Source organism: Clostridium sp. ZBS2 (assembly GCF_023845855.1).
GTDB classification, from domain to species: domain Bacteria; phylum Bacillota; class Clostridia; order Clostridiales; family Clostridiaceae; genus Clostridium; species Clostridium aquiflavi.
In genome coordinates this window covers 35,113-60,437 of sequence record NZ_JAMQIF010000004.1, presented here as the reverse complement: position 1 = coordinate 60,437, position 25,325 = coordinate 35,113, and the positions used below count along the sequence as shown (strand labels likewise).

The following is a 25,325-nucleotide window of genomic DNA, read 5'->3' as shown; positions in this document are numbered from 1 at the left end:
ATCTTATTATTTAAATAATTACATAATTAATTATTAGGAAGTCTAACAAATAAATTTCCTACATAAAATTCACCACTTATATCTCTGACTCTATAATTTCTAGATAATATTTGATTTATTGTATTTTCAATATCATAAAGGGTATCATAAGCACAAATTGTTCCATATCCCCAAAGTGGATTTGGATATTCTATATCAGTTCTTGCTCTATTAGAACCTCTTACCAAATAGTACTTTAATCTTTGTCCAAATAAGTACGGATCATTTCCCTTTACTATTCCCCATTCCATAATTAATGCACAAATTCCCGATACCTGAGGTGCTGCCATTGAGGTCCCTGTCTTAGAATCATAACTTCCATTTGGTACAGGACCTAATATTCCTACACCTGGGGCAACAAGATCAGGTCTTATCAAATTACTTTGAACTTGTGCTCCTCTTCCACTAAATGAGGATAATGTATTCGTAAGTGAATTATAACTTCCTACAGCTATAATATTTTCTACAGTTGCTGGTATTCCTAATGTATTATAATTTATAGGCTCTAAAAATTTAGTTTGAGGATTTAACCCTTCAGATATTGGAAGCCACATTGAAAATGATCCCTTATAGTTATTACTAGTAGTAATTTGTATTTTCCACACACCAGGAATTAAATAACCTGATGCTATAGAAGATATTATTATTTGAATTTCACTATTCAATTCAAATGGTTTTGGTCCAGATACGTATATATCATACCTATCACGTCCTATACCTCCATGAAAGTATCCTTCTTGCATATTTATATTTCCACTGCTTTGGCCAGTTGGTGATATTACATTTAAAGATATATCTGGAAGTATTGATTTATATAAATTTATGACTACAGTGCTTTCATCACTGGCAATATTGAAAGCTTTAGTTTGAATTTCTTCTAATTCACCACCTGTATGGTGTGCTGCATCACCTTCATTTCCTGCTGCTATAACTATAGTTACTCTTTCTAAATTAGATACTGTACTAATATATTGTTCTAATAAACTACTTCCATTATGTGCTCCATTATTAGTGCTCAAGCTAAGATTAATAACTAAAGGCATATTAGTTTCTTTACTTTTGTCTATTAAAAATTTTATTCCTTGCATTATTTGAGAACTTAATATCCAAGTGCCTCTTGCTGCTTTTACCATAGCTATAGATGATTCTGGTGCTGCACCTTTATATATATCGCTAATATTGCCACCACCACAAGCTATTCCTGCAACATGAGTTCCGTGACCTGTATTATCTAAAACCGGAACAATTGAATATGGATCAGTTGATTCTATAGCTTTGTTTATTAATTCTTTATCATAAATTTTTTTTTCAAAACTTAAATCATATATATATTCTATTCTAGTCTTACCATTAGAATCCATAAATGCTGGATGCATATAATCTATTCCTGAATCAACAAATCCTACTAATGTACCTTTTCCATATACTTCATAAGTTGATACAGCTTGAGGCACACAGGTTGCTCTATTTCCTTCACTGTCTGCTGCATATAAGTTCTTTGGTAACTCTATATACTGAATGCTATTACTTGTTGCCAATTTAACTAAATTTTTTAGTGGCAAATTAATTAGTCCAAAGTTAAATCCTAAATCTTGAAATTCACCCTCTAATTCTTTAGCTAATACTGCTACATTTTCAGCTGTATCTCTATATAAAATAACAAGCTCAATTACTTCACCCAATTCTCCCGAAAAAAACTTTGTATTTATTCTATTTAATATATCTTGTGGTACATTAGTTAACAATCCAATAGCAGCATCAAGTTTAGATGATATTCTGTTAGATTCTGTAATTTCTATTTTAATCAACCCCAACTATTTTTATATAATAAGTTTATGCCTATAAATTGATTAATTGACTAAAAAAAGTAGTTATATACTTTTACGTATATAACTACTTAATAAAACTACAGTTTTATTTCTATTCTTTCTAATTTTGCAATTATATTTATCTCTTTTATTTCAGTTGTTTCTGTAAGTAAACTACCACCATTGCTAATTAATAGAACTTTGGAATTTCCAAGACTTCTTATTTGTCTTATCTTTCTCTCACCTTTATAATCAATTAAGAAAATACCATTATTGCTAAATTCTTTAACCATATGTGCAAAAGCTAAATCTCCCTTTAAAATTCTAAATCCAGACATATCATCGTTTTCTATTTGAAGATAAAGTACCTTATCTTGTGGATATCCTTCAACTTTATTAGAATGAACAGTTAATTCTCTTGTACCTTTAGTATTAGATAATGAATAATTGTATATAGGTACATTTTTTATGACTGAAGCAAATGCATCAGTCCATACTTCTGATTTTTCTACCTTAGTATTAACTGATTTTTTTAAAGTTTCTTTTTCTTTCATCAATTCTTCATCAGTAACAACCATATTTATATCATTCAAATCAGTTTTTAAGAATTTAGATACTCTTTCTATAAATGCTTCATTAGCTACTTTTCTTCCTAATTCAATGTCATTTATATACTTTTCTGCTACACCGAGCTTTTTACCTAATACCTTCGCTGATAATCCATTCTTTTCTCTTGCTTGTTTTATTTTTTCTCCTACACGGCTCACGTTATTCTCTCCCCTTTTGTTCCGCTTTATGCCATTCTCTTTCTTCAATTAAGTGTTCCAATAAATATTTAAGTGACCAATTACAAGAAACTGGTGTAGTTACAGCTAGTACTCCATCACTTGTAAATCCTCTTATATATTTTATCGCGCCCTTTAATTCACCTTCTGCAAATTTATTAAATATTATCATCTTTTCTTCCAGCATATCTTCTGGTTTTTCTACTTGTTCTAAGCCTGATATTAAATCTTTTATCTTAACATTGCCCATGTCCTTGTTAATTTTTATAACTTTTCCATAGCGTTGTTTTATTTTATTAATTTCATTATCCTCTAATCCGTATGCTAATATGCACTTAATATTAGGAATCATAATATCACCGCCTTCACTTATATATAAATTTGGCTACATTTTAGTAAAGTGTTGATACATGTATAAATCAATAAATTTAATTACATATATCAACACATATTTAAACTAAAACTTTTTTATTTTATAAACTATTCTTCAATTATTTCTGGTTCTCCATATGTTTCACCTTGAGTATCAACAGTCATCTTTTCAATAACTTGATCTTCATAAGGTCTGTCTTGCATATCTCTTTTTGCTGCAACTATTTCATCTGCAATTTCAATTCCTTCAATAACTTTACCAAATGATGCATATTGACCATCTAAATGAGGCGCATTTGCAACCATAAGGAAGAATTGGCTTCCTGCTGAATCTGGATGCATAGCTCTTGCCATAGATAATACACCTTTGCTATGTTTTAAATCATTTTTGAATCCATTAGATGTGAATTCACCCTTTATACCATATCCTGGGCCACCCATTCCTGTACCTTCTGGACAACCGCCTTGTATCATAAAACCTGGTATTACTCTATGGAATATTAATCCATCATAAAATCCTCTATTAATTAAATCAATAAAATTCTTAACTGTATTTGGAGCTATTTCTGGATATAATTCAGCTTTTATTGTTCCTCCATTTTTCATCTTTATTGTAACAATTGGATTTGCCATAAAAATTCTCCTTTCAAACATTACGATATTTAATATATTTCATATATTTATATAATATAAATATATATTTTCACTTAGTGCAATTTCATAACATATATTATTAGCTAAAATATTTGCATAAATTCATTTATATGCTAATTAAGAAATTTCTATTAATTTTTTAGAAAGTTCTATGGTCTTTTCGCTTCCATTTGAATTTATTATAGTTATACTACCTTGTTTCTCTTCAGTATTCAATAAATTCTTTTCTCCTAACCTTCTTCTTAATTCTTGAGAAGTACCAAGTCCACCATCTATTATAGGTATATCTTTATCAATTACTTTATATAATGTTTCTTTTATAAACGGATAATGAGTACATCCTAAAACAACTACACCTATATCATTATTTTTATATGGATTAAACTTTTCTTTTAAGTATTCTTCTAATTCTTCTCCACTTAGTATACCATGCTCTATAAATTCAACTAATTTAGCACATGGTAATGATACTATATCATAATCTTCACCGTATTTTTCCATTAAAGATTTAAATTTTTTTTCCTTTAAAGTCATAGGTGTAGCCATTATTATTATGTTGCCTTTTCTATTGTACTTAGTTGCTAATTTTAATGCTGGTTCTATACCTATTATAGGAATATTTTTATATTTACTTCTAACTAAATCTATTGCAGCACTAGTTGCAGTATTACAAGCAACTACTATTGCCTTTACATTTTTCTCTAATAATAATTCTACTGCATCAACTGTAAGAGTTTTAACTTCTTCAACAGTTTTAATTCCATAAGGTGCATTTTTAGAATCTCCAAAATATATATAATTTTCATTTGGCATTAAACGAATAGCTTCTTTCATTACACTTAATCCGCCTACCCCTGAATCAAAAAATCCTATAGGCCTATTTTTTTTCTCCAAAGTGTTCACACTCCAATTTTCCTATATTATCTAATAAACATTTTATTACTTTATTAAAAATAAATCTATATTGAATTATTTTTTATGTATAATTTTATTCCATATTCTATTTACAATTATACTATAATTATTAAATTAAAAATTTAGCTTTAAATATATTGACAGTATAGTATACTTGTAATAGAATTTTTATAATTAATAAATACGAATATTTTTATGTTTTATTTATTGTTTGTTCGATATATATCAAAATTAACTCTAAATTGCGAAAGGATGTGAATAGCAACTTACAGAATTATCTGTAACTGCTTATTATATGAATAATTTACTTTATGTTATTAAAAAAGAGAATCATAACGCTAAAGATCTAAATGCAATATTAAATGAAAATAGCCAAATTAAGTTCGTCTCATTTGTTGGTATTGATTTATCTGGTAATGATACTGATGAAAAAATTCCAGTTAAGCTTTTCTTAGAAAATATAGATTCATACTTAAACGGAATTGCTGTTCAAACAGATGGTTCTTCAGTAGTATTGCCTGGTATTGCTACATTGAACAATGCTAAAGTTGATATGATTACTGATCTAGATAGCAAGTGGTTTGTTGATTATAACTTTAACTTTATAGACCATGAGACTAACAGACCTGTAGGTACATTAAGAATACCATGCTTCTTATACCATGATAACAAACCTGTTGATTCTAGACACATTCTTAAAGCATCTGTCTCTGCTGTTAAGGACACTCTATCTAACTTATTTAAAAACAAACCTGAACTTTTAAATATTTATGATATTACCCCTGATGATATAGATGATATAATCGTTACTTCTGCCACTGAATTAGAATTTTGGGTTAAAACACCTAATGAAAATGCTGAAGTAGAAGAATTATCAACGTCTCAAGTACTACATGAACATTATTGGACTAGAACAAAAGGAGCTGTTAGAACAGCACTTGAAGAAACACTTCTTTTAATGGAAAAATATGATTTTGAACCTGAGATGGGTCATAAAGAGGTTGGTGGAGTAAGAGCTAAATTAAATTCATCTGGTAATTTTGATCATGTTATGGAACAAATAGAAATAGATTGGAAGTATTCAGATGCACTTCAATCTGCTGATAATGAGTTATTTGTAAGAATATTAGCTCAAGAAACTTTCAGAAGAAATGGTCTTGAAGTAACATTCATGGCTAAACCAATAGAAGAAGTAGCCGGATCTGGAATGCATACCCATTTAAGTATTAGTTTAAAATTAAAGAACGGAAAAATAATAAACATATTTAATGGTCCTAAAAATCACTTCTTAAGTGTAATAGGATATGGGGCTATAATGGGAATTCTTAAAAACTATGAAGTTATGAATCCATTTATTTCTTCAACAAATAATTCACTTAAGAGATTAAAACCCGGATTTGAAGCACCAGTATGTATAGTAACTTCACTTGGTAAGAGTCCTGAAAATCCATCAAGAAATAGATCTATCTTAGTTGGATTAATTAGGGATTTAGATTCTCCTTTAGCTACTAGATTTGAGCTTAGATCTCCAAATCCACATTCGAATACTTATATTACAATGGCAGTTTCTTATATGTCAATGCTAGATGGTATATTATATGCTGTAAACAAAACAGAAGATGAATTACTTGCTGAATTATCAAAGAAACCAGGTGAAGATGCCGATTATCTTGAAAAAGAAAGAGCTTATAGAAGTGAAGCAGATGTATTTGAAGACTTCTCAGAAGATGAAAGAAATAAATTCTTTGGTATAGCTCCTGCAACTATTTATGAAAATTTATCACAATTAGATAAATACCCTGAAAAAGTTGAAATATTAAAGAAAAATAATGTAATGACATCAGAAATAATAAATAGCTTTAAATTAGCTATATTACAAAGATGGACTACTGAAATTATTCACAGAATAATTAATAATTACATTAATGAAATAAGATCATTTTCATCACTTCATTCATTAGATAAAGCTTTAGACTTAGATGTGTCTAACTGGATGAAAATAAATGATCTAAGAATGTATATAATGAAAGATACTTATACTACTAAAAGTTTATTTACAAGAATTAAGATAGCATTTGTAAGTAAAGATTACGCAAAAGCATCAGAATTATATATTGAACTTGAAGATAAAATGAGACTTCTTAGAAATTTATATTCTTCTTATAGAAAAAATCTTTTAGATATATAAACAAAGTTGTATTTAAATGATACTTAAAATATAAAACTTAATAATCTTAAGTATTTTCTAAATAAAAAATGGGTGATAAAGTTTGTGCTTTTTCGCCCATTTTTTATTGCAAGTTTTGTCTAAATATCCTATATATGATATAATAAAGTGTAATTGTTTAACAAAAAACTTTTTTCTATATTCTGATATAATTATATACTTATTTGAATTTATGGGAATAATATTATATTATAATATTAATTATGAGGTGCTAATCATGCGTTTAATACCAATTGAATGTGTAAAAAAAGACACTATATTAGGTAAAACTATATATGATTCCGAGGGTAGGATTTTGTTAAAAAAGGGTGTAAAATTAACGCAACCTTTAATACAAAAAATCAAGCAGTTAAGTATACTTTCAATATATATAATCGATGAATATAGTGATTATGAAATAGAAGATATAATAAAACCTGAACTACGTCAAAAAGCTATTAGAATTCTTAAAGAAACATTTAATGATATTCAAAGAGTTTCTTCACTTCATAGCTTTGAAAAATGCTCAATTAATAATTATTCAAAACATGAACTAAAATATTTTGAAAATATAAGTACTATCTCAGAAGAATTATTAGATAATATATTATCTAATAAAAATTTATTAATTTCTTTAGTAGATATAAAAAATATGGATAATTATACTTATCAACACTCTGTAAATGTAGCTGTTTTATCTTTAGTTTTAGGAATAAGTTTAAAACTCCCAAAAAGAAAGCTAATTCAATTATGTAGTGGTGCATTGCTTCATGACATAGGTAAAACATTTATAGACAAAGATATACTATTAAAGCCTGGTAAATTAACTCCTGAAGAATTTGATGTTATAAAAAAACATCCTGAAAGAGGATATAATTTTTTAAGCAATTTATATAATATTAATTCTAATAGTAAATTAATAATATTACAGCATCATGAACGAGTAGATGGCTTAGGTTATCCTTTCGGATTAAGTGAAAATAAAATTAATTATATGGCTAAAATAGTAAGCATTGCAGATGTATATGACGCTTTAACGTCTGATAGACCATATAAGCGTGCTATGTATCCTGGTGATGCATTAGAATACATAATGTCTAACTCAGGAACTTTCTTTGATTATGAAATGGTTAAAGTATTTTCTAGAGTTATAATACCGTTCCCAAATGGAACTATAGTATGTTTAAGTAATGGTGATGTTGGCATAGTTGAAGAGACTTTTCCAAATTATCCTCTTAGACCTCAAATAAAAATATTAAAAAGTGATAACAAGAAAATTATTGGATCTCGTATTAATTTATTGACTGAATTGTCAATAGTAATATCCAGTATAAAATATGAAGCATAAAAAAATGTTACAATAATTAAATTGTAACATTTTTTACTTATAACTTATTTATTTAGCTATATCAAATACTTCTAAGTTCTTACTTTTATCAAATTCTTCTAATTCAACATCTGCAATTGCTCTTAGTGTATCTAATGCAGTAATAACTCCTAAATTTCTCTCAACAGCTGCTCTTCTAATTAAGAAACCATCTCTCTTAGAGTCATTACCTTTAGTTGGAGTGTTAACTACTAAATCAACTTCTCTATTTTTAACTATATCTAAAATATTAGGCTTTTCTTCATCTATCTTACGAACTTCTTCTGCATATATTCCTTCTTCTCTTAATAAATTGCATGTTCCTATTGTTGCTATAAACTTATAACCAACTTTAGCAAGATCCTTAGCTATCGGTAAAAATTCTGCTTTATTATGCTTATTAATTGTTGCGAGTATTTTGCCTTTTTCCTTTGATGGATACATATTAGCACCTACAAAACCTTTATAAAGAGCTTCTTTTAAATTTCTACCTACTCCTAAAACTTCTCCTGTTGATCTCATTTCAGGCCCTAAGCAAACTTCTACATTCGGTAATTTCTGAGTTGAGAATACTGGAACTTTAACTGAAACTAGTTCTGGTTCTTTATATATATCTACTCCATATCCTAAATCATTTAATTTAGCCCCCATCATAACTTGTGTAGCTATATCAACAATTGGTACTTTGCTAACCTTACTTATATAAGGTACCGTTCTTGATGCTCTTGGATTAACTTCAATTACATACAAGTTTCCTTCAAACTCTATGAATTGAATATTTATCATTCCTTTTATTCCTATTGCTAAAGCCAACTTCTTAGTATATTCTAAGATTTTCCCCTTAATTTCATCACAAACATTTTGACTTGGATACATAGTTACACTATCCCCAGAGTGAACTCCTGCTCTTTCTAAATGTTCCATTATGCCTGGTATAAGAATATTTTCCCCATCAGATATAGCATCTACTTCTATTTCTCTACCCATTAAATATTTATCTATAAGTATTGGATTCTTTTTATCTTTTGCAAATGCATTAGTTAAGTAGAAAATTAATTCTTCTTCATCATGAGTTATTTCCATTCCTTGACCACCAATTACATAAGACGGTCTAACAAGTACTGGAAATCCTAATCTTTCTGCTTCTTCTAATCCCTCTTCTACTGACCATATACCTTTACCTTTAGGTCTTGATATATCTAATCTTTCTAATAGTTCATCAAATTTTTCTCTATCTTCTGCCATATCTATTTGATCTGCTGTAGTTCCTAAAGTCTTAATATTTTTTTCCTTTAAGAAATTAGCAAGTTTAATTGCTGTTTGACCACCAAATTGAAGTATTACTCCATATGGATTTTCCTTTTCAATTATATTTAAAACATCTTCTTCTGTTAATGGTTCAAAATATAACTTATCTGATATATCAAAATCAGTACTTACAGTTTCAGGATTATTATTTACTATTATAGTTTCAATATCAAGTTTCTTTAATGCTTTTACACAATGAACTGATGCATAATCGAACTCAATTCCTTGACCTATTCTTATTGGACCTGACCCTATTACTATTACTTTTCTTCTGTTTGATACTTCAACTTCATCATATTGTTCATAAGTAGAATAGTAATATGGTGATAATGCTTCAAATTCTCCTCCACAAGTATCAACCATTTTATATGATGGTTTTATGCTCCAAATATCTCTTAATCTATATATATCTTCTGGACTTACCTTTAACATATCTGCTATTGCTTTATCAGAAAAACCTTTTTTCTTTAAGTTTTGTAACCATTCTTTATCTAAATCTTCTATCTTGCTTAATTTTAATCTTTGTTCTTCTTCAACTATCCATTTAATTTTTTCTAAGAAGAATTTATCTATACCAGTAATTTTATTTATTCTTTCAATCATGTAATCACGTCTTAACATTTCTGCTAAAGCGAATATTCTTTCATCATCTGGTTTCATTACCAACTCTTTAAGTTCTGACATACTATGTTCTTTAAATTTTTTATGATCTAAAGAATATTTTCCTATTTCTAAGCTTCTTATTCCTTTTAAAAATGCTTGCTCAAAATTAGCTCCTATAGCCATTATTTCTCCGGTTGCCATCATCTTAGTTCCAAGCTGTCTATCAGCACCAAAGAATTTATCAAAAGGCCATTTTGGTATTTTTATTACAATATAATCAAGTGTTGGTTCAAAACATGCATATGTCTTTTGAGTTACAGCATTTTTTATTTCATCTAATCCATATCCAAGAGCTATTTTAGCTGCAAGTTTTGCAATAGGATATCCTGTTGCCTTTGATGCTAAAGCTGAACTCCTTGAAACCCTAGGATTAATTTCTATTACTGCATATTCAAATGTATTCGGATTTAATGAAAACTGAACATTACATCCTCCCTCTATACCTACAGCATTTATTATATTTATAGATGCTGTTCTAAGCATTTGATATTCCTTATCCGAAAGTGTTTGTGACGGTGCAACAACTATACTATCACCTGTATGTATACCCACAGGATCTATGTTTTCCATATTACATACAGTGATGCAGTTTCCATAAGAATCTCTCATTACTTCATATTCTATTTCCTTCCAGCCCTTAACACTTTTTTCAAGTAAAACTTGACCTATTGTGCTTAATTGAAGACCTGATTCTAGTATTGTTCTTAACTCTTCTTCATCATCTGCAATACCGCCACCAGATCCACCTAATGTGTAAGCTGGTCTTACTATAACTGGATATCCAATTCTACTAGCAAAATCTATACCTGCTTGTAAGTCAGTAACAATTTCACTTTTTATAACTGGTTCTCCTATTCTGTTCATCATATCTCTGAATAGCTCTCTATCTTCGCCTTCTTTTATAGATTCAATAGATGTTCCTATTACTTTTACATCATATTTTTCTAAAATGCCTGAATCATGTAATTCTACAGCAAGGTTAAGTCCTGTTTGACCTCCCATTCCTGCAAGTAAACTATCTGGTCTTTCTTTCGCAATAACTTTTTCAATAAATTCTAACGTTAAAGGCTCTAGATATACCTTATCTGCAACTTCTTTATCAGTCATTATTGTTGCTGGATTAGAGTTTATTAAAACAACTTCTATTCCCTCTGATTTTAAAGCTTCACAAGCTTGAGTTCCTGAATAGTCAAACTCAGCTGCTTGACCTATAACTATTGGACCTGATCCTATAACTAAAACTTTTTTTATATCTTTATTTAATGGCATTTATCTTCATCCTCCTATAGTGCATATTTTAAAAATTTATCAAATATATATTCGCTATCCTTGGGACCCGCTGATGCCTCTGGATGGAATTGGACTGAGTATATTGGTAAAGTCTTATGCTTTAATCCTTCTACAGTTCCGTCATTTATATTTACATGAGTTACTTCAACATCTTCTGGTAATGTTTCTACTACATAACCGTGATTTTGAGAAGTTATATGAACTATATTTTCTTCTAAATCTTTAACTGGATGATTGCATCCTCTGTGACCAAACTTTAGCTTTGTAGTTTTTCCACCTAAAGTTAATGCTAATAATTGATGTCCTAGACAAATACCTACAATAGGCTTTTTACCTACTATTTTTTTTACATTTTCTATAACAAAATCTAAATCCTCTGGATCTCCAGGTCCATTAGACAAAAATACTAAATCTGGATTAACACTTAAAATTTCTTCTGCACTTGCTGTTGCAGGAAATACTGTTAACTTACAACCTCTTTTTTTGAAATTAGTTATTATATTTTGTTTTATTCCAAAATCCATTATAGCTATATGTTTTCCACTTCCGTTAATTACATACTTTTCTTTAGTAGTAACATTCTTTACTGCTTCTTTATTAGAAAAACTAGCTATTTTTTCTTTTATAGATTTATCATCTAAATCTTCTAATGCAATGATTCCTCTCATTGTTCCACTGTTTCTTAAAACCTTAGTTAAAGCTCTTGTATCAATGCCCTCTAATCCAATAACCTTTCCTTGCTTTAAGAAATCTTCTAGTTCTAATTCACACCTAAAATTACTTGGTAAATTGCATTTTTCTCTAACGATAAATCCTCTAACCTTTATTGAATCTGATTCCATGTCCTCAAGATTTATACCATAATTCCCTATTAAAGGATAAGTCATAGTTACTATTTGACCATAATAAGATGGATCTGTAAGTACTTCTTGGTACCCTGTCATTCCAGTAGTAAATACTACTTCCCCAATACTTTCTTTTAAATATCCAAAAGCCTTACCTTCAAAAACCATACCATTTTCCAATATAAGCTTTGCTTTCATAATTAATCCTCCTTAATCTATGTTTTAAAATTTATATTTTTATATAAAATAAAAGGATACTAAAGAGACAACCATAAAAGAGAGCTCTTTACTATCCAAACATATTTATCAAGTATACTAATTGCTTTAAACAAAGCTGTATTATTTTTTTCTAACTCATAATATATCATAGAAATAGACTCCTTTCTGGCCTCACTGGACCAATTTAAAGTGTATCTTTAGACAGATATTTATTTATATATATTTACCTTGTTTCTTATTGTAGTTTATCGTACATATACTGTCAAGAAAAATAGATTATTTTTTATTTAAATATATTTACTATTATTTTTGACTATAACAATTTTATAAGAATAATTTACAAACTAATTATTATATACATTCTTGTTTGAAGAATCTAACTCTTTAGCAAGATTTATTATCTTTTTAAAATCATTAATTAAATCAACTGAGAGTTTTTCTGCTTTGCTGTAGATTTCTCTTATAGTATTATCATTAATATTTGATTTTAATCTTGATATTATGTCTCTTCCATAAGAGTGGAATACTTTGTGTTTTTCATCTATTTCATTCCAAATTACTAATATTTTTTCATTTTTAGGCTTCATAGAATAATAGAAATGTCCAAATCCACACTTATGTTCATTTACTTGAAGTGCTGATATTTCTCTATCATTAACAATTTTACTTAAAGTTTGTAGCCAGTTTTGATGAGCTGTAATTGCTTTATTAATTGTTTCTATAAACAAATTATTAGTTATCATATAATATTCATCATTAACTAAAGTACCTATTATTTTAGATGCATTATCTAAATCTTCTTCCATTAAACTTATGGGTTCTATAATGCTTCCTAACGTATTACTTATATCTTTTAATGCTATCGTATCCTCACCTAATTTTTCAATATCCTCATCAAATTTTCTCATACTAGTTGCTACTTCATCCATAGATGTATTTATTTCTTCACTATTAGCTGCAATAGATGTTATTGATTCATTTATATTATTAACACGCTCTCTATTCTCTTTACTTGTTTTAACAACTGAATCTAAATTTTGATTTAACTTTCCTAAAGAATCAACAGTATCATCAACACTAGCATTACTTTTATTAGATGCAGATTCAATATCAGTTATAAAATCAGACATACTATTAGTTAAATTTTTAGTCTCATCAGCTAACTTTCTTATTTCTTCTGCAACTACTGCAAACCCTCGTCCACTTTCTCCAGCTCTTGCAGCTTCTATTGACGCGTTTAAAGCCAAAAGATTAGTTTGTTCTGATATTTCACTTATAGCTTTTATGACATTTTGTACATTTTCTATTACATGAATTAAATTACTCATATCATCTTTCATTCCAATAGAATGAGATATTGCTGTGTCCGAAAAAACCTTTATTTCTAATAATTCATCCTCGCTTCTTTTTATGGAATCTAATAAAGTTGTAGAATTCAATGATAAATCAGATATTGATTGTGTCATATCAGTATGTGCAGCTGTTACTTCTTCTGATGTGCTAGATAATATTTCAGATGTGTTGGACACACTTTCCATTAATTCAGCTATTTCGCCAGTTACATATTCTATCTTTTCTTCTTTATCCTTTAAAGTTAAATCTAAATTACTCATCTGAATAACAGAATTTAAAACTAATCTAGTTATATCTTGAAATTTATCCTTACCACTATTCAATCTCATATGTATTGCTTTAACTTTATCTAAAACATCTCTATCTATTTTTATATTCTCTTTTGGTAATTTTAATCTAGAAATATTATTTATAACTTCACTTATAACCCTATTTTTATTATTAAACATATAAAACCTCTCCTTCTTAATATCCTTATATTAATTATCGTTTTTAATTTATTTCTTTTAACAAAATTTTGTAATTTAAGCTATTATTTTATGATATTATTATTAATCCACTTAATTACATAATCTATTGCATTCTCATCATTACTTGGTGCTATAAATTTCGAATTATTGATTAACCTTTCCGCTCCACTTCTAACGCAAAATCCATAGTCAGCTAATTTAACCATTTCAATATCATTCATATTGTCACCAATGGTTATTAGATTCTGTGATTTTATATTGTATATATCTACTAATTTTTCAATAGCTTTTCCTTTGGAAGTATTATTAGGTACTATTTCTAAATATCTAGCACCACTTCTTATTATATTTCCGTTACCATAATTCCTTATAAAGTTTTCTTCAAGTACATCTATTTCCTCTTCTTCTCCCACAATAAGAACCTTTGTCCATTTTTTATTCCAAACCTCTGTAGGTAAATTATATATAACTTGATATCCTAGTTTTGAAAATCTATCTGTATATTTACATGAAGAATAAATATATACTTTTTCCTCAGAATACACCTCAATTCCAAGAGTAGGATTATCATTTTTTACTAAAGTAATTGTATTTTTTCTCTCATCTTCTATAAACTTTTCATAAATAACTCTATTATTTTTATAATCATATATTTTTGCTCCATTATACAATATCACTGGTAAAGTAACATTTATATCATTTAAAAATCTCCCAGCTGATGCCACTATTCTTCCAGTAGCTAAAGTAAAGTTTCCACCCTTACTTATAAAATAATCTATTGCTTTTTTATTTTCATAAGATAACTTACCATCACTATCTAATAATGTTCCATCCATATCTGAAATTAACAAACATCCATAAAAAAATTTCTCCATAATTTCCCCCTAATTACTACTTGCTATTAAAAAATACTAACCCAACTTATTATTATCTTAGTATAAGTAATATTTTAAAACTATGTTGATATCTGCATAAGTAAAGTGGACTGAGTAATTNNCTTGCTCCCAATATAAAATTTAGACAAGCAGTAAATGTGGTTATTAAAAGGAAACTCGACTTCGCTGAGTAAGTTCGAGAAACAAAATATAAAATTGCACTGTGTGAAAGTTCGTGTTCCCAAATATAAAATTTGGACACTTACTTTTGACTCTCACTTAACGATTCTCAAAGTCCAATTACAATGCCACTTTACCTATTGCAGATATCAACATTCTCCTAAAACATGATTCTATTTTATATGAGCAATATTTTATTATAAAGACGGACAGGAATTGGAATTTATTTTTAAATTTCTTAAAGTAAATTCCTCTATCCAGTGAGCCTTATTCTAAAATATCATCTTAACTTAAGCATTATTTTTTAATATTATCTTTCTACTTATTGATCTTGGAATTAATTTAGTTCCCCATACTAATAATTTATTTTTATATCCTGGAATTATAATAGCTTTTCCTTTAAAAAATTCTTTATATGCTATTTTAGCAACTTTATCTGCATCCATTAAATACTTTTTAGCCTTTTCAGATTTCTTTATTCCAGCCTTACTTTGAAAAGATGTTTTTACAGGTCCAGGACACACACAACTTACCTTTATTCCTAAATCTTTTACTTCTTCATACAAAGCTTCAGTTAGTGATAACACATATGCCTTACTAGAATAATACATTGCCATCTTAGGTCCACCAACAAATGCAGCTGTTGAAGCTATATTTATTACTCCGCCATGATTTTTTTCTACCATTTTTTCTATAAAATATTTCGTTAAATTTGTTAAAGAAACTATATTTATATTTATTAAGTTTTCTTCAAATCTTGATTCACCTTTGTGGAAAAATCCAAATGATCCTATTCCCGCATTATTTATTAAATAATCCACAGTTATATTTTTTTTATCCACAAATTTAAATATTTCTTCACAAGAATTGTGGATAGATAAATCCACAGATAAAATATCAACATCCACTTTATACTCGTTTTCTATATAATTTTTAACTTGTAATAACTTTTCTTTATTTCTTGCTACTATAAGCAAATTACAGTTATCTTTAGCAAACAATTTAGCCAATTCTAATCCTATACCTTCTGTACCACCAGTAATTAATGCATGCTTCCTCAAATTGTTAACATCCTCTTTCTGTACAATAACTTAATTTAAATCAGTATTAATAATATTAAAATTAAATAACTTTCTTTATAAAATTTATTGATTATATAATATAATGTTTTTTTAATTTATTAATAAAATTATATCAAATAACATAATTATAATATATTAAAAAATGTGTAGATTAACCATATTAAATCTACACATTTCATCTCTATAATATCTCTTCATATTTCTTTATATCCATATTCTTTATTTCTATTGTCTCACCAAAAGAACTTGTAGCGATATCTATCTTATAGTTGCATATATCTCTATATCTTTGAAGTATTGACTGTTTAACCTGTAATGATTGAACTTTAAACTTTCTTATTATATAAGTATTTTTTATTCTTGAACCATTTGTTAATAAAATATTATTTTCTTCTATTGCTATCCCATTATTTAAATAATCAATATAACCTAATATAATTTGAGAAGTACATAATATTAATGACAAAATAAATTTAAAACTATTTATCATATATAACTTAGGTAAAAATTGCTTAGTTAATAAAATTAATATTAAAGAAACCACTATAGAAACTATACATCTCTTAAATATAAATCTAAAAATTGATTTTTTAGACGCTTTATCTATATCTTTAGTTATCTTATATTCTGGTAAAAATTCATTTATAAATTTATCTTTTTCTGAACCTTTTAAACTTGGAAAAAGTAATGAATTTGTTTCATCATCACCTATAACTATTGCTTCAATTTTATATAAATCCAATAATTGTTGTAATAAATTTTGTTTTAATTTTAATCCTTGAATTTTTTCTAATGATATAGAATATTCTTTTAAATCAATTGTTCCATACCTTATATTAAAAGAATCTTCGCTTCTTATAATTTTAAAATTACCATATTTTAAAATTTCTATTCCTATAGAAATTATTGTTGAAAAAACATATATAAAAGCAAATATAAATAATAACTTCAACACTAAATCAAAAATAGTACCATTTAATATATAATCTTTTGCTGATTCTAAGTAGTTCTCAGCATTGTTAATAACTGATTTTTTAAATACTTTACTAAATTTATTTCCTATAATAAATAAAGCCATAATCCATCCAAATTTATTTTTTGTTAATGCATAAATTGCTATATCTTTATACTCTACTTGTAACTCTTTAACATTGCTATAAACATCTTCTTCATTGACATCTTGTCCTGATACAGCTTTTTGTATTAGTAACGCATATTCTTTTTTTACAACCAATTCAAATTCTGCTTCATTTAAAGTTGCATTACCACTATTTAATTTTAAAGTCACAGATCCGAGAATTCTATCTAAAATGGTTGTTTTTAAATCAACTGTAGTTATTTGTTTAAGCGGAATTTGTTCTTTTGTTTTTTCTATCATTCCTTTTACATAAACAAACATGTTATCTTCTATATAGAAATACTTACTTCTCCATAATAATATTGAATATAGCACAATAAAAAATCCAATTGCGAATGTCCAAATAATAAAATTAAAGTCTTCTTTTATTTTTATTAATGCAAATAGCAATATAAATATTAAATATATATTAGAAATTATACTTTTAATTATATTGCTCCAATGCCCTCTATAAATTTCTGTTTTTCTCATTAAATTCTTCAACCTTTTCTTTTATTTTATTATTTAAATATTCACCTATCTCTTCTGCAACTTTAACTTCTATATTAGGTATTTCATGCGATCCCCCAGCTGTAAAGATTTCAATATTAGCAAGTCCTAGTCTTGAATTTATAGGACCTCTATTAATTTTTATGTGCTCTATTTTTATTATTGGTACAATAGTTCTTTTTTTAGTAAAAATTCCTTGAGTAAAATCAATTTTGTCACTAGTAAGTTCATATATCCATGTTTTATATTCTATTATTGGATTTATAATAGTATCTATGATACATAATAGTCCTATTATCGATATTCCTAGTAAAATATATTTTGAATTTTTCACTATCCACTGAATCTCAAATTTAGATTCCATAATATAAAATACTATTAATGATATGAATAAAAATAATATTGTTCCAATACATCTTGAAATCACCCAAGATTTAATAGCATTTTTGTGTAACTTATTCCCCATATTTCCCCCTTGATGTTTTTCTATTTATAAAACACATGCTAGACTTATTATACAAATTAATTTTTCTCTTATAATTTCATCTTAACATGAGGAATATCAACTTCATCATATACATTAGAAATTGCTTTAAACCCCACACTTTCATAAAGTTTTTTTACATACAATTGAGATGATACAACAATTGTCTCTTCATTAAGTTCATTTTTAAGAAAATCTACACTTTTTTTCATAAGTTCAAAAGCTATGCCTTTTCTTCTATATTCTTTTAAAACTAAAACTCTTCCTATTGAAGATTCATTATATATAATTCCACTTGGAATAAGCCTTGCATATGCAACTATTTTACTTGAATCTTTCATAAATAAATGATAAACATTTTTGTCTATATCATCAAAATCATTTTCTTGATATATTTTTTGTTCACAAGCAAATACCTCATACCTAACTTTGCATATTTCATATAACTCGTCTAAAGTAAGTTCATTAAATTTTTTAATATCCCACTCCATAAAATTCCCCTTATCTTATTTGACCATTTCCATAGATAATGTATTTTGTAGTTGTAAGTTCATTTAATCCCATTGGACCTCTTGCGTGAAGCTTTTGAGTACTTATTCCGATTTCTGCACCAAATCCAAATTCGCATCCATCTGTAAATCTTGTTGAAGCATTAACATAAACTGCTGCCGCATCAACTCTTTGTAAGAATTTTTGTGAATTTTGATAATTGTTAGTTATTATTGCTTCTGAATGTCCTGATCCATACTTATTTATATGTTTAATAGCTTCATCTATATTATCTACAATTTTGATACCAATTATAAAATCTAGATATTCCTTGCCCCAGTCTTCATCCGTTGCTTCTTTTATATCATTAACTATCTTCATTACTTTGCTATCGCCTCTTACCTCAACATTTTTTTCTCTCAATGCTGAAATAATCTTAGGTAAAAATTCTTCTGCAATTTTTTCATTAACTAATAATTTTTCTTCTGCATTACAAACAGCTGGTCTGCTTGTTTTAGCATTTATTATTATATCTTCTGCCATCTTAAAATCAGCTTCTTCATCAACATAAACATGACAGTTTCCTACTCCTGTTTCTATTACTGGAACAGTTGCATTTTTAACAACAGCTTGAATAAGACCTGCTCCCCCCCTTGGAATAAGAACATCTATATATTCATTTAATCTCATCATTTCATTTGCAATTTCTCTACTTGTATTTTCTATTAATTGAAGTGAATACTCTGGAAGTCCTGATTCTTTTATACCTTCACAAAGTGCTTTAACTATTGCTTTATTAGAATTTATTGCTTCACTTCCGCCTCTTAATATTACTGCATTTCCTGCTTTTAAGCATAAACCCGCTGCATCACAAGTAACATTAGGTCTAGCTTCATATATTATTCCTATAACACCCATTGGCACTCTTTGTTTACCAATTTGAAGACCATTAGGTCTCTTCCACATGGAAATAACTTCACCTATTGGATCATTAAGATTAACTAATTGATTTAATCCATCCGCCATATCTTCAAGTCTTTTTTCATCTAAAGACAGCCTATCAAGCATAGCCTTTGATGTACCTTTTAGAATAGCATTTTCTAAGTCTTTCTTATTTTCAGCAAGAATATACTCTTTATTTTCTAATAATTTTTGCCCCATTTTTATTAAAGCATCATTCTTTTCACTTGTTGTAGCATTCATAAGAACATATGATGCTTCCTTTGCTCTTTCACCTTTTAAAATCAACGCTTTCATTTCTATACCCCCAATTATTTTATTTTTTGTGTTATTTTTTCATAGCGTACTTTACACTATCTATTTTTTACCTAAAAATAAAGTTCCCACATCTTCACCATCTAAAACATTTAATATTACGCTTGGATCACTTCCATTAGCTAAAATCATATCTACACTTGAAGATACTGCTTTTTTAGCTGCTGCAAGTTTTGTTACCATTCCGCCAGTTCCTAAATTTGAACCAGCACCTCCAGCGCAACTTTCTAGTTCTGGTGTTATCTCTTCTACAACTTTTAATAACTTTGCATCATTATTGCTTCTAGGATCTGAATCATAAAATCCATCTATATCAGATAATATTATTAATAAATCAGCTTTTACTAGTGTTGCAACTATAGCTGATAAGTTATCATTGTCCCCAAATCTAACAATATTCTCTATCTCATCTATTGAAACTGTGTCATTTTCATTAACTATTGGAATTATTTTATTTTCCATTAATGTTTCAAATGTGTTACATACATTTTCTCTAATATGATCATCTTCTACTACATCTCTTGTAAGTAAAACTTGACCAACAACATGACTATATTCACCAAAGAATTTACTATATATATGCATAAGTTCACATTGTCCTACTGATGCAACTGCTTGTTTTTCTCTTATACCTTCGGGCTTTTCTTTTAACTTTAATTTGCTTACACCAACACCTATAGCGCCTGATGTTACTAAAACAACCTCTTTTCCTGAGTTAACAATATCAGATAAAACTCTAGTTAATTTTTCAATTCTTCTTAAGTTGATATTACCATTATCATAGGTTAATGTTGAAGTTCCTACCTTTACAACTATTCTATTTGCATTAATTAAATTTTTACGAAAGCCCATATTTTTTCTCTCCTTAAAGTTAAATTCTTATGATATTTATATTACTATACCTTATTTCTCTTATCAAGGTAACTAAAAAAGCTATACCCTAATTTTTATTAAGATATAGCCTATATATTTTACTCAACCCACTTTGCTTATGCATATATCAATACTTTGCTAAAATATAATTCTAGTTCTTTAGTCTAAATTTTGATATTTCTTGTTCTAAAATTTCTGCTTGCGATGCTAATTCCTCTGTTGCTGCTGCTGTCTCTTCTGCTGTTGCTGAATTAGTTTGAATAACTTCTGATATTTTATCTACCTTAACTGACATATCTCCCAAAGCTTCTGATTGATCTTCAGATGCTTTGGCTATTTGTTTTACTAATTCAGCTGTAGTATCTACATCTTTTACTATTTCTCCTAATGCATTTAAAGTTTCCTTCGCTAATACATTACTATTTTTTACAAACTTCATAGAGTTTTGTATTATTTCATTTGTATGCTTAACTTCTTTTGATGATTGTTCTGCTAATGATTTTACTTCTTCGGCAACTACTGCAAATCCTCTTCCTGATTCCCCAGCTCTTGCTGCCTCTATGGCAGCATTTAGTGCCAATAAATTGGTTTGTGAAGCAATTTCCTCTATTGTACTAGTTATTATTTCAATTTCGTTTGACATTTCACTAACCTTTTCCATAGATAGCATCAATTCTTCCATTTTTTTATTTCCATCTAAAACCATTCTTTTAGTATTTTCAAAAACTTCATCAGCTTTTTTAGTACTCTCAGTATTTTTATTTATCTTAATTAAAACTTCATTAAATTTAGAAAATAAATCTTCTACTGCGTTTGCCTGTTCCACTGCACCATCAGACAAACTTTGAGTAGTTGAAGCTATTTCTTCTGAACTACTTGCTACTAAATCAGATGCTTGATGTATATTTTTAAATATACTGTTAAATGAATTTATAATATTATCTAAAGAATCTTTTATAGGCTTAAAATTTCCTTTATACTCTATCAATGTGTTAACATCTAAATTTTCATGGGCTATATTCTCTATAACTCTTGAAATATCATTCACATAACCACTTAAATTTTTTATAGTTTCATTTAAATCTCTACTCATTTCGCCCATTTCATCCTCAGATACATAACTATTATCTATGCTTAAATTTCCTTCCGATAAGTCTTGAGATACTTTTTTCACATGATTAATTCCTTCAAGTAAACTAGATTGAATTACTCTACTTATTAATACAATTGAACTTATCATTAATATTAGTATTATAACTGCTAATATAAATATTAAATTTCTGGTTTTTTTAGCTTCTTCTACAAATGTTAAAGCATTGTTGTTAGTAGTTTCTCCAATATCTATTAGATTTTCCCTTGCTCTATCTATCCCTTCATTATATTTTCCATTAATTAAATCATAAGCTTCTAAATCCTTATTCTCTAAAAGTAATGAAAAAATCTGTTCTCGTTCATCTTTAACTTCATCTATATTATTTTCAAATTTACCAATTAAATTATGATCGTCTATATATATTTTTCTAAGATTATTTATATCTTCTTCTAAAAGCTTCACTTGATCATCTACACTAGAAATATTGTTCTTTATTTTATCTTCGTTATTTTCAATTAAAGCTTGGTACATATCTCTTTGCATTTTCAGGAATTCAGTTTTCATATTCCAAGTTATTTCAACAGCCTTAAATGGTTCATTATATAATTTGTTAACTTTTTCAGATATAAATTGTAAGCTTATTAATGACATAATCATAAAAATTAATGTAAATACTAATATTATAGAAAAGCTTTTTCTTACTTTTTTTCTTATGGAAAGATTCTTAAATTTTTCCTTAATTCTTTTGTACATATAAATTTCCTCCTTGGATATTTAATCCTAATCTAAAGAAAATATAAATAATTAAATTCTTTTATATATTATATGTAAGTATGTGCATTAAACTGCAAATTTTTACATAGCTTTAGTTGAAATTTTTATGTAAAAAATATAATATTTCAAAATAAAAATTAAACTTTTATTTTAAATTAGCACTATCTTTTTTGCTTTTTCTATATTAAAATAATAACTGTTGTATATTTATAAAGAAAAAGGGGATAAATATGAATAAAAATACAGATGTAAATATAAATTTAAATATTTCCTCATTATTGAAGTTTATAATTCCTTCACTTATAGGAATTGTATTATTTATGACTCCAATAATGCTAGGTGGACAATTCACAATTCCAGTAGCATTTTTATCAAATTTATTTGTAGATACATTAAAAGGCATTTTACCTTTTATCTCTCTTATATTGATATCAATTTCTGCTATTGGAAGTATATTAATAAAAGTTTTTAAAACTGAAAATAAAATTTTAAATTCATTGTTTAATGTTAGTTATTCTTGGTTAACAGCTAGAATAGTAGGTATGATTTTAGTTATAATGACTTATTTTAAAATAGGACCTGAATTTATATGGTCTGATAGTACTGGTGGAATGATTTTATTTAGTCTTCTTCCATTATTAACTGCCGTATTCTTATTTGCAGGTTTATTTTTACCATTATTACTTAACCACGGTTTATTAGAATTTGTAGGTGCTTTACTTACTAAGGTAATGAGACCTTTATTTAAACTTCCTGGTCGTTCTTCAATAGATTGTATCACTTCTTGGCTAGGTGACGGAACTATTGGAATATTACTAACTAGTAAGCAATATGAAGAAGGCTTTTATACAAAAAAAGAAGCTTCTGTTATAGGAACTTCATTTTCAGCAGTTTCTATAACATTTAGTTTGATGGTTATAACTCAAGTTGGACTTTCACATATGTTTGTTCCATTCTATTTAACAGTTACTTTATCTGGTATCATTGCAGCTATAGTACTTCCAAGAGTGAGACCATTATCTAAGAAGCCTGATACATATATTGATGGAAGACCATTAGAAAAAAATGTGGATCTTATACCTAATGGATATACTCCATTTACATGGGGATTAAAAAATGCTATTGATAAAGCTGAAGATAATTTTAGCTTTCACTCATTTGTTGAAGATGGTCTAAAGAATGTAGTAGATATGTGGCTAGGAGTATTACCAGTAGTTATGTCTATGGGCGGAATTGCTCTTATGATTGCTGAATACACTAACTTCTTTTCAATGCTTGGATTACCTTTTATACCATTACTAAAGTTATTACAAGTTCCTGAAGCTGTTGCTGCTTCTAAAACACTAGTGGTAGGTTTTGCAGACATGTTTATACCATCTGTATTAGCTACAAGTATTCAAAATGAAATGACTAGATTTATAATAGCGTGTACATCAGTAACGCAATTAATTTATATGTCTGAAGTAGGTGGATTACTTTTAGGTTCAAAAATACCAGTTTCATTCAAAGATTTAGTTATAATCTTCCTAGAAAGAACTGTTTTAACATTGCCTATAATAGTATTAATAGCAAACTTATTGTTTTAAAAATGTGTTAATAAAAAATTAAGCAATAGAATGATTTATGAACAACATTCTATTGCTATTTTTATTCTATATAAGATCCACTGATTTTCTTATGATTCTCCAATACCATCTATTTTCCATTCACCTAGATTATTTTCTCTAATCAAAGTAAACATCTTCTCATAGTCTCCACTATCTTCTGGCTCTTTACTTTGATCTTTGTATTGTACATTATATTTAACAGTATATTTTCTTACATTTTCTCTTTTTATCTCTACTCCACTTGTAAAATAGCTTTTACAAATTCCTTCATCTGTTATTAACTCTAAAGAATCCAATCTGCAACTTTCTAAATTATCTAATCTAAAATTAACATCCTTATATCTTGTTGTATAACAGGTCAATAAATTTTTTAATTGATGTGAATTTTTATATTTAAATGACTCTCTTATAACATCTTCTGGTGATTTTATAGCCTCAGGTAATTTTATAGATTCTATAAAACTTTCTTCAACTACACATTCATTTTCACTTTTAGCGTCATTAACTTTTTGCTCACTACATCCAACTGCCAAAATTGAAGCTATAAATATCAATAATATTAATATCTTATTTTTTAAACCTCTCATATTTTCCGTTGCCAAAAATCTATAAATATCTATAAATCTTGTTTAATTACCTATTCTACCTGTCTGATTTTGCAATGAATAAATCC

20 protein-coding genes are annotated in these 25,325 nt (G+C 27.5%); 3 read left to right on the top strand and 17 right to left on the bottom strand.

What is annotated here, in order from left to right:
* Nucleotides 1-26 precede the first annotated feature (26 nt).
* From NG918_RS01570 to murI, 5 genes are all read right to left on the bottom strand, one after another.
* On the bottom strand, nucleotides 27-1,847 hold the full coding sequence (locus NG918_RS01570; RefSeq protein ID WP_434062228.1) for a S8 family peptidase: 1,821 nt from the start codon (nucleotides 1,845-1,847) through the stop codon (nucleotides 27-29).
* Nucleotides 1,848-1,945: 98 nt separating this feature from the next.
* Complete coding sequence (locus tag NG918_RS01565) at nucleotides 1,946-2,614, bottom strand: helix-turn-helix domain-containing protein (protein ID WP_252215737.1); 669 nt, start codon at nucleotides 2,612-2,614, stop codon at nucleotides 1,946-1,948.
* Nucleotide 2,615: 1 nt separating this feature from the next.
* Nucleotides 2,616-2,984: a DUF3783 domain-containing protein gene (locus tag NG918_RS01560; protein ID WP_252224199.1), complete on the bottom strand. Its 369-nt coding sequence runs from the start codon at nucleotides 2,982-2,984 to the stop codon at nucleotides 2,616-2,618.
* A 128-nt stretch (nucleotides 2,985-3,112) separates the two neighbouring features.
* Nucleotides 3,113-3,637, bottom strand: a complete 525-nt coding sequence (locus tag NG918_RS01555; RefSeq protein WP_205449062.1) for a peptidylprolyl isomerase — start codon at nucleotides 3,635-3,637, stop codon at nucleotides 3,113-3,115.
* Nucleotides 3,638-3,775: 138 nt separating this feature from the next.
* On the bottom strand, nucleotides 3,776-4,552 hold the full coding sequence (gene murI / locus NG918_RS01550) for a glutamate racemase (RefSeq protein WP_252224197.1): 777 nt from the start codon (nucleotides 4,550-4,552) through the stop codon (nucleotides 3,776-3,778).
* A gap of 316 nt (nucleotides 4,553-4,868) precedes the next feature.
* Between murI and NG918_RS01545 the strand changes: the two genes are divergently transcribed.
* Together NG918_RS01545 and NG918_RS01540 are read left to right on the top strand one after the other, a co-directional pair.
* Nucleotides 4,869-6,761 carry a type I glutamate--ammonia ligase gene (locus NG918_RS01545; protein WP_252215744.1) on the top strand — a complete coding sequence of 631 codons (1,893 nt, stop codon included), beginning with the start codon at nucleotides 4,869-4,871 and terminating at the stop codon, nucleotides 6,759-6,761.
* Between the two features lie 256 nt (nucleotides 6,762-7,017).
* Entirely contained in the window at nucleotides 7,018-8,127 is a 1,110-nt protein-coding gene (locus NG918_RS01540; protein ID WP_252215746.1) for an HD-GYP domain-containing protein, read from the top strand.
* Between the two features lie 48 nt (nucleotides 8,128-8,175).
* Here the strand turns inward: NG918_RS01540 and carB are convergent, their stop codons facing one another.
* The 11 genes from carB to NG918_RS01485 form a co-directional block, all read right to left on the bottom strand.
* A complete protein-coding gene (gene carB, locus NG918_RS01535) occupies nucleotides 8,176-11,385 on the bottom strand; it encodes a carbamoyl-phosphate synthase large subunit (RefSeq protein WP_252215757.1) in 3,210 nt (1,069 codons plus the stop codon).
* Nucleotides 11,386-11,399: 14 nt separating this feature from the next.
* Nucleotides 11,400-12,449: a glutamine-hydrolyzing carbamoyl-phosphate synthase small subunit gene (gene carA, locus NG918_RS01530; RefSeq protein WP_252215768.1), complete on the bottom strand. Its 1,050-nt coding sequence runs from the start codon at nucleotides 12,447-12,449 to the stop codon at nucleotides 11,400-11,402.
* A 365-nt stretch (nucleotides 12,450-12,814) separates the two neighbouring features.
* Nucleotides 12,815-14,272 carry a methyl-accepting chemotaxis protein gene (locus NG918_RS01525; RefSeq protein ID WP_252215770.1) on the bottom strand — a complete coding sequence of 486 codons (1,458 nt, stop codon included), beginning with the start codon at nucleotides 14,270-14,272 and terminating at the stop codon, nucleotides 12,815-12,817.
* An 83-nt stretch (nucleotides 14,273-14,355) separates the two neighbouring features.
* Entirely contained in the window at nucleotides 14,356-15,168 is an 813-nt protein-coding gene (locus NG918_RS01520) for an HAD family hydrolase (protein WP_252224194.1), read from the bottom strand.
* 470 nt (nucleotides 15,169-15,638) lie between these two features.
* Complete coding sequence (locus tag NG918_RS01515) at nucleotides 15,639-16,409, bottom strand: SDR family NAD(P)-dependent oxidoreductase (RefSeq protein WP_252224192.1); 771 nt, start codon at nucleotides 16,407-16,409, stop codon at nucleotides 15,639-15,641.
* A gap of 202 nt (nucleotides 16,410-16,611) precedes the next feature.
* Complete coding sequence (locus tag NG918_RS01510) at nucleotides 16,612-18,039, bottom strand: PH domain-containing protein (RefSeq protein ID WP_252215774.1); 1,428 nt, start codon at nucleotides 18,037-18,039, stop codon at nucleotides 16,612-16,614.
* Nucleotides 18,017-18,523 carry a PH domain-containing protein gene (locus NG918_RS01505; protein WP_252215775.1) on the bottom strand — a complete coding sequence of 169 codons (507 nt, stop codon included), beginning with the start codon at nucleotides 18,521-18,523 and terminating at the stop codon, nucleotides 18,017-18,019. Before NG918_RS01505 ends, NG918_RS01510 begins: the two co-directional genes overlap by 23 nt.
* Before the next feature lie 68 nt (nucleotides 18,524-18,591).
* Complete coding sequence (locus tag NG918_RS01500; RefSeq protein WP_252224188.1) at nucleotides 18,592-19,032, bottom strand: GNAT family N-acetyltransferase; 441 nt, start codon at nucleotides 19,030-19,032, stop codon at nucleotides 18,592-18,594.
* 10 nt (nucleotides 19,033-19,042) lie between these two features.
* On the bottom strand, nucleotides 19,043-20,287 hold the full coding sequence (locus NG918_RS01495; protein ID WP_252224185.1) for a glutamate-5-semialdehyde dehydrogenase: 1,245 nt from the start codon (nucleotides 20,285-20,287) through the stop codon (nucleotides 19,043-19,045).
* 60 nt (nucleotides 20,288-20,347) lie between these two features.
* On the bottom strand, nucleotides 20,348-21,157 hold the full coding sequence (gene proB / locus NG918_RS01490) for a glutamate 5-kinase (protein WP_252215795.1): 810 nt from the start codon (nucleotides 21,155-21,157) through the stop codon (nucleotides 20,348-20,350).
* A gap of 172 nt (nucleotides 21,158-21,329) precedes the next feature.
* Nucleotides 21,330-23,024: a methyl-accepting chemotaxis protein gene (locus NG918_RS01485; protein WP_252224181.1), complete on the bottom strand. Its 1,695-nt coding sequence runs from the start codon at nucleotides 23,022-23,024 to the stop codon at nucleotides 21,330-21,332.
* A 251-nt stretch (nucleotides 23,025-23,275) separates the two neighbouring features.
* Here NG918_RS01485 and NG918_RS01480 point away from each other — a divergent pair, with 251 nt between their 5' ends.
* Entirely contained in the window at nucleotides 23,276-24,631 is a 1,356-nt protein-coding gene (locus tag NG918_RS01480) for a YjiH family protein (protein ID WP_252215801.1), read from the top strand.
* 89 nt (nucleotides 24,632-24,720) lie between these two features.
* Here NG918_RS01480 and NG918_RS01475 read toward each other — a convergent pair whose 3' ends face one another.
* On the bottom strand, nucleotides 24,721-25,239 hold the full coding sequence (locus NG918_RS01475; protein ID WP_252224179.1) for a DUF4829 domain-containing protein: 519 nt from the start codon (nucleotides 25,237-25,239) through the stop codon (nucleotides 24,721-24,723).
* Between the last annotated feature and the right edge of the window lie 86 nt (nucleotides 25,240-25,325).